Here is a 9,562-nt window from a genome sequence, read left to right as displayed (position 1 = left end):
CAAAGGGTATTTCCGTTAAATTTGATAACCGAGATAACCAAAAGCCCGGCTTCAAGTTTGCCGAATACGAGCTAAAAGGGGTTCCTGTACGCTTGGCCATGGGTCCCAGAGATTACCAGAATGGAACCATTGAGGTGGCTCGTCGTGATACCCTAACTAAGGAGACCATTCCGGTGGAAGGTATCGCCGATAAAGTGGAGCTGCTATTAAACGACATTCAGGACAACATTTACCAAAAAGCGCTCAAGTTCAGAAACGAAAATATTACTCCCGTCGACAACTACGATGATTTCAAACGGCTACTTGATGAAAAGGGTGGATTCTTTCTCGCTCACTGGGACGGAACCTCCGAAACCGAGCTGAAAATCAAGGAGGAGACCAAGGCAACCATTCGCTGTATTCCTCTTAATGCACCTGAAGAAGAGGGTAAGTGTATGGTTACTGGTAAGCCATCCCACCACAGGGTAATCTTTGCAAGAGCATACTAAACATCAGCATAACACGAATAAAAAATGGGGCCAGAGCTAACTGGTCCTATTTTTTTTTACTTTAGAGCAATAATCTATCTCTACCATGGCTGATAAAAAACTTAAAGAGGCAAAGGAACTTATTGTCGAAACACTTTCGAGCAAAGCTTCCTTGAAGCAGAAAATTTACGATAATACCTTAGGAGTGATGGAGATGCTCAAGGAGGTGCTTCATGAGATCACAACCGACATAAACCTAAATATTAAGGGGCTCGACAAGAGAATTCGGCTTGAATACAGCGAAAAGGGGAAATTTGAAGCGGAAATGCGCATGGCTGGTGATGTTTTAATCTTCAGCATGCACTCCAATATTTTTGAGTTTGACAGGGATCATAGCGTGTGGAAACTCTCCTATGTGCAGGACGACAAAATGCGTAGCTATTGCGGAATCATTAACATCTACAACTTTCTTTCCGATTCCTTTAAATACAACCGGTACGATGACCTAGGATACCTCATTGGAAGAATATTTGTAAACAAGGACATGCACTATTTTGTAGAAGGAAAGCGGCAAATGGGCTTCCTCTATAGCAACTTTGGATCTTCCATTATTGACAAGGTTGCTTTGCGCAAAATTGTGGAAACATCAATGCTCTACACGCTAGAGTTCGACCTACTTGTTCCTCCTTACGACAACGTTAAGATTGCCTCGGTAGCCCAGGTTACTGAGAAGATTGAAAATTCGAAGGTCCAAACCGGCAAACGACTTGGTTACAAGTTTAATTCCGACGACGTGCTGGAAGAGAAGTAATCAAACTTTGCGGGAAAACTTGTAAGCATAATAATCAGTGCATTACATACAGAGGCTAGGTTACGTTTACCGTAATATGGAAACAGCTAATAAAACAGTGGCTCTCAAAAAGGAAATTCTTATGACCTGTAGGAATGTATTAGTCAAGTTATTATATCTTGCAATTGCATAGCCACATAGATGATGTAGTACGACACTTTGGACATTCAATACCTCTGCGATAGAAAATTCTTATTCCAATCTTTCAATAAGAAATGAGGCACTTCCCGCTTGCAGTTTGCTAAATAAATTGCTAGATTGCGTTGCTTTCGATTTACTTCAACAACCTAAAAATAGCCTACCTATGAATCTGACTTTTAACTTCATCAAGTCCGTTTCAAACATTTACGATGAAATGATTGAAAACGGCTTTTCAGTGGTCTACCTTGGAGAGTTTAGCCATGAAATCACTAAGATGTTCACCACAATGGCTGAGTCAGACATGGAGAAAAACAGCGAGGAAAGGGTTGTTCAGCGTAAGGTTTACCATGTTATGGTTGAAACCCTGCAGAACATGAACAAACACTCCGATGAAATCAAGGAAAGCAACATTGGAAATGGGCTATTCATAATTGGGAAAAAACAAGATGTATACTACATTATTACCTCCAACAAGGTGGCAGAATACCACAAAGAACCACTGGAACGTGCATTAAATCAGGTGAACTCCGCAACAAAAGAAGAGCTTAACCAAATGTACCGTAAACAGATACGCGAAGGTAAACTTTCCGATAAGGGGGGGGCAGGACTTGGTCTCATTGATATTGCTCGAAAAATAGGAGAGCCACTTAACTATCAGTTCCTGCAGCTTGATGAGAAAAACTACTTCTTTATTCTTAAAGTAGAGATCAACTCTAAAAAATTCGGAAAGGAAAATTAACTCGATCAAATCACGTTATACCTTTCCAGAGTATAACCGATAATGAGAGGGAAAATAGTACTGCGTAATATAGCTATCCTAGCAACCATGCTGCAATGGTTGCTTTTTCCTTTTTTGGTTAGGGCCGAAAATCATGGCGCCGACACCCTTAACCTGAAAAGAGGGCAGATACTGGTTACCTCCACCTACAAGCTGAAAATTGATCAGGACACCACCATTATCCTTAACGATTCTGTCGATTTTGTTATCGTAAGAGACGGTGCAAAGGGTGAACGATTGTTTTCCCAACTAAGGACGCAAGCAGCAAAAAAGGGATTTACCCGGGAAGTATATAGTTGGATGGTACGAAGCACCAATCATGCCGTAAAACCCAACGAAGGGGAGGTAACAAGTAAAGAAGATCAACTTGCCCCATTCTCAGGACGTCCCATTCGAAGTATTCGATATATACAGGACCCCGTATTTTCAATAACACCCTCAGACACCTCCAACGCTCAAAAAGAACTTAAGATGTGGGGCAACCGGCTGCATATGAATACCCGCCAATATATCCTTAAGAACAATACCTTGCTGAAAAAGGGTGAACCATTTGACCCATATGCTGCAGTGGAAAACGAGCAGTTTTTGCGCAATTTGCCATTTATTGCTGATGCTCAAATTTGGGCCATCGCAGCAAAAAATAGCGACTCTGTTGATGTGATCATCACAACTAGGGATGTCTGGAGCACTGCTTTCCAGTTTGAAGTATCCAACTCACAAAAGGGCCAGTTCTCAGTTTACGATCGAAATATTGGTGGTTTGGGTCATGAATTCCAAGCAACGGTTCTGTATGACTATAAAGCATCGTCAAACACTGGGTTTGACGGAGACTACAAAATCAACAACACCTTTGGAAAATTCATAAATGGCGACGTCAACTATCACAACGCTTTTGGGGACAAATACCTGTCGCTTTCCGCCACAAGAGCCTTTAACCAAACAAGGCTAAAATATGCTGGAGGAATATCATATGTCATTCGTACACAGCCTATTTACATCTTCGACTTTGATAGTATATATGTGGTCCAATCACAGGTTAAAGACGGCTGGGTTGGTCGCAGCTTTGTTTTAAACCGAGGCACCAAATTCACACACTATAAACAGCAGCTAACATTTGCAACGCGACTTACAAACTATACCTTTGGAAGCCGACCACCAACTGACAAAACCTATAACCCAGAATTTCATGACCGGACCATTCTTTTAGGTGGAATAACTATCTCCTCACAGCGATTTTTTCAGAATAGTCTTATTTACGGATATGGAAAAACGGAAGACATTTCTCAAGGGTTCAAACTTGAATTAACAGGTGGTTATGAAATTGGAGAATACAACGAAAGAACCTATCTAGGCGCCATTTTTAGTATGGGTAAGCTTTATTCGCTTGGATACAACATGCTAAAATTTAGCATTGGGTCTTACATTAGAAGAGGTAACCCAGAACAAGGAACGGCCAGGGTTGATTTCCGCCAGTTCTCTAACCTGTGGCAGCTTGGAACCTTCAAGATGAGACAGTTTTTAAATGTGGCATATACGCAAGGGTTCAACAGATTTTATGGTGAAGGCGAAACCATTTTACTATCATCCAACGACGGTATCAGGGGCCTACGAATTCCAGATATTTCGGGTACGAAGAGGCTGAATATTAATGCTGAAGTGGTCTTTTTTACTCCATATGCACCCATGGACTTCCACGTTGCCCTCTACACCTTTTTCGACATGGGCACGTTAGGGCATGCTTCGCAAAACATTTTTGACGGTGCACTCTACTCCGGTTTTGGTATTGGGGTAAGAATGAGAAATGAAAATCTTGTTTTTCGCATTCTACAAATCCAGTTGGCCTTCTACCCTCGGCTGCCAATTGGCTCAATTCCAAGCTACATAAATATATCTGGCATCCAAGGCAGCCGATTTGAAAATTTTTATCCTACACCTCCAGATCAGGTTAAATTTCAGTAATCATAAGAAACTTGGTAAACAAAACCAGCTGTCGTGGTGTTCTAGAGCTTAAACAGTAACACTTAAAATTAATTCCATGTCTGTATTAGTTGGTAAAAAAGCTCCTGCTTTTAGAACAAAAGCGGTGATAAATGGCGGTGAGATTGCCGAGAATTTCTCGCTGGAGCAATATATTGGAAAGAAATATGTAGTCTTCTTTTTCTATCCGGCAGATTTCACCTTTGTGTGCCCTACCGAAATTCTTGCCTTCCAAGAAAAAATAGAGGAATTTAAAAAGAGAGACACCGTCCTCGTAGGGTGCTCAGTAGATTCAGAGTTCTCACACTGGAAATGGCTTCAAACACCTGTTAACGAAGGTGGAATTAAGGGGGTAAACTTCCCTTTGGTAAGCGATCAATCGAAAACTATTTCCGAAAATTACGACGTGCTGGCCGGCAGCTACGATTACAACGAAGCTGGTGCTGTTGAGTTTACCGGAATACCTCAAGCCTACAGAGGTCTATTTTTAATCGACAAAAATGGAGTTGTACGCCATCAGGTAGTGAACGATATGCCCTTGGGCCGTAACATAGAGGAAACGTTGAGAATGGTAGATGCGCTCCAATACTTCGAGGAGAATGGTGAAGTCTGCCCCGCCAACTGGTCGAAAGGAAAAAAGGCCATGAAAGCCTCCCAGGATGGTGTAAAAGAATACCTGTCTGCCAAAAACTAAGACATCATAAATTAACAAGTAGAAGGATTATTGGCCCGGTGCATTCCGGGCCTTTTTGTTTGTTAAGCAAACTGTTAACTTTGACCCGTGAGAAAAACCATTACATTTACCTCGGAAGGACTGAATTTAAACCAGCTTAAATCGAATATTTTAAGCTACTGCTCCAGCTTTGAATACTCAGCTTACTATGACTCTAACGGCTTTCAATACGAAAGTGAAAACCACAACCAATACCTCGATTATGAACTAGTTGCTGCAGCAAATGCTGTTGCATTGATCTCGTCAAAAAAGCATAGCCTCCAATCCATTGACCAACACCAATCAAAGCAGTCCGATTGGCTATTTGGCTACCTCTCCTACAACCTAAAAAACGAGTTCTTCCCGCTAACCACGACCCCGATAGACCATTCTGGCTTTGATGACTTTCTCTTCTTTCAACCGGAAACCGTATTCTCGATAAAGAACAATACGGTTGAGATTCAAAGCATGCTTCCCAATGAAAGGCTAAGTTGGGTAGTTGAAAAAATTACTTCCATGGACCCATTCATTACCAGCAGAGATGTAATTTCGGAAGAACCTATTTCCCTTAAACCAACCATATCCAAAGAAGAATATCTCCAGAAGGTAAACCTGCTAAAGCAGCACATACAGCGCGGCGACATCTATGAGGTTAACTTTTGTCAGGAATTTAGCCAAAAGGGCGTGAGACTTAACCCAGCTGCACTGTTTACAAAGTTGAAGCAGACCTCCCCTACTCCATTTTCGGCATGGCTTAAACATGGTAACAGCTACTTGATGTGCGCAAGTCCTGAGCGCTTTCTAAAGCGAAATGGTGAGAATCTTTTTAGCCAACCAATAAAGGGGACGTGCCCCAGAGGTAGCAATGAACAGGAGGATAGTAACAATCTCACAGCGCTTCTGCAGTCCAAAAAGGAAATTGCCGAAAACGTAATGATAGTTGATTTAGTAAGGAACGACCTTTCAAAAATTGCCGCCAGAGGTTCGGTTATGGTAGAGGAGTGTTGTCGCCCTTATCGTTTTCCCCAGGTTTATCAGCTCATCTCTACGGTTAGGTGCAAGCTTCGCATGCCAATTAGTTTCAGCAGCATTATTGAAGCAACCTTTCCCATGGGCTCCATGACTGGGGCACCCAAGCTGCGAGCCATGCAGCTGGCAGACGAAAACGAATCATTTCAGCGGGGCATTTACTCGGGATCGGTAGGTTACATTGCCCCAAATGGCGACTTCGATTTCAATGTGGTGATCAGAAGCTTTGTGTATAACGAAACAAATAGATACCTTTCGTATGCCGTTGGAGGAGCAATTACAATGCTTAGCAACGCCCACGAAGAATATGCCGAATGCACAGTAAAGGCAAAGGCAATGAACGATACACTTTCCCACTGCAATGAAAAAGGATTTTAGCAACCTTGTGAGTGACTTTTTTACCATAAACGCCCTAGGAAAGCCAACCCTAGTTGTTGGCGTAAGCGGTGGTGTGGACTCTATGGTGTTACTCCATTTGCTCCAAACCAGCCACTTTCCAATCATCGTTGCCCATTGTAACTTCATTCTCAGGGGCAAGGAGTCGAACGAGGACGAGGCATTTGTGGTAAACTACTGTCATCAGCATGGAATACGCTGTCTTGTAAAACAATTCCAAACAGAATCAATTGCAAGGGAAAAAGGCATTTCCATTGAAATGGCTGCGCGCGAGCTTCGATATACCTGGTTTGAAGAGTTGCTCGAAGAACACAAGGCTAAATACATTGCCATTGCGCACAACCAAAACGATTCCATTGAAACCTTTTTCCTAAACCTCACCAGAGGAACTGGCATTAAAGGATTGCAGGGAATTAAATCCATAAGCGGTAACATAATTCGACCACTTATTGCCCTTACTCGTGTAGAAATTGAGGAGTATGCCAGCAGCCACCAGCTGGAATATAGAACGGACAGCACCAACCTTACCGATATTTATCGACGAAACTTTATACGGCACAATATCATTCCACTATTCGAGGAGATGAATCCCTCCTTTATGGCAACAATGGAGCAAAATATGTCGCTGCTCACCAGCTATAGCACCCTAATCGAAGGTAGCGTTGATGCCGTTAGAACAAACATCTCCAAGATGGAGTCGGAGGAGTTGCACCTCGATATCGATGAACTAACTGCGCTGCCTGGTTGGAAGAGCATTCTGTTTGAAATTCTTTACGGATATGGCTTTACTCCAGGGGAAATTGAAAATACGGCGTTACTGGTCAAGGCACAAACGGGTAAACGAATCGAGTCGGCTACCCATACACTCTGGAAAAACAGAAACAGTTTTGTGGTTGCTCCCAATATCTCCGAAGAGCACGAAATAGCTATTATCTCAACAACCCAAGGTGAACTTACCGAACCAGTAGAACTTAGGTGGGAAAGTAAAATTTTTTCTGGAGAGAGTATGCCCCGCAAGGCCTCCATTGCAGTATTTGACCCAGAGGCTCTAACCTTTCCCCTAACCCTACGCCGATGGAAACCTGGCGACACATTTACCCCCTCTGGAATGTACGGTAGTAAAAAGGTTAGTGATTTTCTCACCGATATGAAGCTCGACAGTCAAAAACGGTCAAAAACGCTCGTGCTTGAATCGGGAAACAAGATTGCTTGGATAGTTGGAATTAGAATAAGCGAACAGTTTCGCAAGCACGGCAAAACTGGACCGGCGGTCGTATTTCAGCTAAAAAACAGCTAGCCATCCTCCACCTCGCTCAGTTCAAGCCACCGAAGCTCCTTCGCCTCCACAATCAGCAGTATCTCGGCCACCCGCTTCGACTTTTCAACGAGCAATGCAGAAGAGAGTGAGCCCGAATTCAGTTCCGCTTCCAGTAGTTGCTTTTCACCGTTCAGCACTTCGAACTCCCGCTCCAGCAACTCCATCTCCTTCTTCTCTTTAAAGGTAAGCTTACGAGGGCGATCAACCTGTGGTTTCTTTACTTCCACTAGTGGTTTCGAATCTTTTTTATCCTTGCGCTCCTGTTTTTCGAGCGAGCCTTTCCACTCCCTCAATTCGGAATAAGAACCCACAAAATCTTTGATGGCACCATTGCCCTCAAAAATAAAAATGTGATCCACCACCTTATCCATGAAGTAACGATCGTGGGAAACCACAATCACGCAACCGGTAAAATCGCGCAAGTAATCCTCCAGCACGTTAAGCGTGAGAATATCCAAATCGTTGGTAGGCTCATCAAGCACCAAAAAATTAGGGCTTTTCATGAGGATAGTTAGCAAATATAAGCGTCTTTTCTCGCCACCACTCAACTTGTAAACAAAATTCTGCTGCATATCGGGGGGAAACAGAAAATGGGTCAAGAATTGCGAAACGCCCAACGTTTTGTCCTTTCCCACCTTTACCACCTCTGCAATATCGCGAGCAATATCAATTACCTTTTTTGATTCATCAAAGGCAAGCCCATCCTGCTTATAGTAGCCAAAAACTACTGTTTCGCCCACCTCGATTGATCCCGAGTCAGCCATCATTTCACCGGTGGCAATGCGCAGAAACGTAGTTTTACCGGTACCATTATCTCCCACAATACCAATCTTCTCGAAGCGATTAAAAGTGTAGGTAAGATTATCCAGTATAACCTGCTTTCCAAAACGCTTCGACACATTCTCCAGCGTTAGAATTTTCCCCCCAAGCCGCCGAGCAGAAGAGCTGATGTCCACCGAAGATTCTCGCCGGCCAGCGTTGGCCTTATCCTTGAGGTCGTAGAAAGCATCGATTCTATATTTTGCCTTAGTGCCACGAGCCTGTGGCTGCCTACTCATCCACTCCTTCTCGCGACGAAGCAAATTTGTGGCCTTCTCTACCGAGCTGGCCTGTGCATCAACCCGCTCTTGTCGCTTCTCGAGAAAGTAGGAGTAATTTCCTTTGTACTGATAGATTTCCTTTTCATCTATCTCCACAATGTCGGTGCATACCCTATCCAGAAAGTAGCGGTCGTGCGTAACCATCAGCAAAGTAATGGAGGTTCCCGACAAATACTCCTCCAGCCACTCCACCATCTCCAAGTCAAGGTGGTTGGTAGGCTCATCAAGGATTAGCAAGTCAGGCTCATTTATCAGCACGTTGGCAAGCGCCACACGCTTCCGTTGCCCACCGGAAAGCTCACCAATTTTTTTATCTAGAAAATCAACTTTGAAGCGAGTCAAAATTTGCTTAACGCGAACCTCGTAATCCCATGCCTTAAAGTGGTCCATTTGCTCAATCAGCTGCCCAAGGTCAAGCCCTTCATGCCCATGCATAGCCAGCTCATAGTTGCGGATCAGCTCCACCATTTGCGAAGAGGAGGCAAACGCCGCCTGGTAAACCGTGAGGTCCGGTGCAAAATCGGGATCCTGCTCAAGGTAACCTATTCGCAGGTTGTTCTTAAATACGATCCCTCCGGAGTCAGCGCTATCCTTTCCGGCAATTATGTTGAGCAGGGTAGTTTTTCCAGAACCATTTCTGGCAACAAGTGCAACCCGCTGGTATTGATCAACAGAAAACTTTATATCGGTGAATAGAACCAAATCGCCAAAAGACTTGCCTAGCCCTTCAACCTGCAAGAAAGAAGCCATACACTAAAAATTTCCCAAAGGTAGCTTCAATTCGGCAAACGACA

8 protein-coding genes are annotated in these 9,562 nt (G+C 43.5%); 7 read left to right on the top strand and 1 reads right to left on the bottom strand.

The window, feature by feature from the left end; genetic code table 11:
- From VMW01_08750 to tilS, 7 genes are all read left to right on the top strand, one after another.
- A partial coding sequence (locus tag VMW01_08750) for a His/Gly/Thr/Pro-type tRNA ligase C-terminal domain-containing protein (protein HUW06339.1) occupies positions 1-488 on the top strand: 488 nt, incomplete at its 5' end.
- Between the two features lie 85 nt (positions 489-573).
- Positions 574-1,278 (top strand): hypothetical protein, encoded by a 705-nt coding sequence (locus VMW01_08745; GenBank protein HUW06338.1) that lies wholly within the window; start codon positions 574-576, stop codon positions 1,276-1,278.
- 343 nt (positions 1,279-1,621) lie between these two features.
- Positions 1,622-2,197, top strand: a complete 576-nt coding sequence (locus VMW01_08740; protein HUW06337.1) for a SiaB family protein kinase — start codon at positions 1,622-1,624, stop codon at positions 2,195-2,197.
- Between the two features lie 87 nt (positions 2,198-2,284).
- The gene (locus tag VMW01_08735; GenBank protein ID HUW06336.1) at positions 2,285-4,195 is read left to right on the top strand and encodes a hypothetical protein; all 1,911 of its coding nucleotides are present in this window, start codon (positions 2,285-2,287) and stop codon (positions 4,193-4,195) included.
- A 76-nt stretch (positions 4,196-4,271) separates the two neighbouring features.
- Positions 4,272-4,907: a peroxiredoxin gene (locus VMW01_08730; GenBank protein HUW06335.1), complete on the top strand. Its 636-nt coding sequence runs from the start codon at positions 4,272-4,274 to the stop codon at positions 4,905-4,907.
- Positions 4,908-4,994: 87 nt separating this feature from the next.
- The gene (locus VMW01_08725) at positions 4,995-6,332 is read left to right on the top strand and encodes an anthranilate synthase component I family protein (protein HUW06334.1); all 1,338 of its coding nucleotides are present in this window, start codon (positions 4,995-4,997) and stop codon (positions 6,330-6,332) included.
- A complete protein-coding gene (gene tilS / locus VMW01_08720; protein HUW06333.1) occupies positions 6,316-7,647 on the top strand; it encodes a tRNA lysidine(34) synthetase TilS in 1,332 nt (443 codons plus the stop codon). Before VMW01_08725 ends, tilS begins: the two co-directional genes overlap by 17 nt.
- On the opposite strand, the gene VMW01_08715 is transcribed toward tilS, so the two are convergent.
- The gene (locus VMW01_08715; GenBank protein HUW06332.1) at positions 7,644-9,518 is read right to left on the bottom strand and encodes an ABC-F family ATP-binding cassette domain-containing protein; all 1,875 of its coding nucleotides are present in this window, start codon (positions 9,516-9,518) and stop codon (positions 7,644-7,646) included. The two genes, tilS and VMW01_08715, sit on opposite strands and share 4 nt — an antisense overlap.
- Positions 9,519-9,562: the final 44 nt, after the last annotated feature.

Source organism: Williamwhitmania sp., assembly GCA_035529935.1.
In the GTDB taxonomy this organism is placed as follows: Bacteria; Bacteroidota; Bacteroidia; order Bacteroidales; family Williamwhitmaniaceae; genus Williamwhitmania.
Note: the sequence above shows the minus strand (reverse complement) of the source record. Positions and strands in the feature narration are given on the sequence as shown.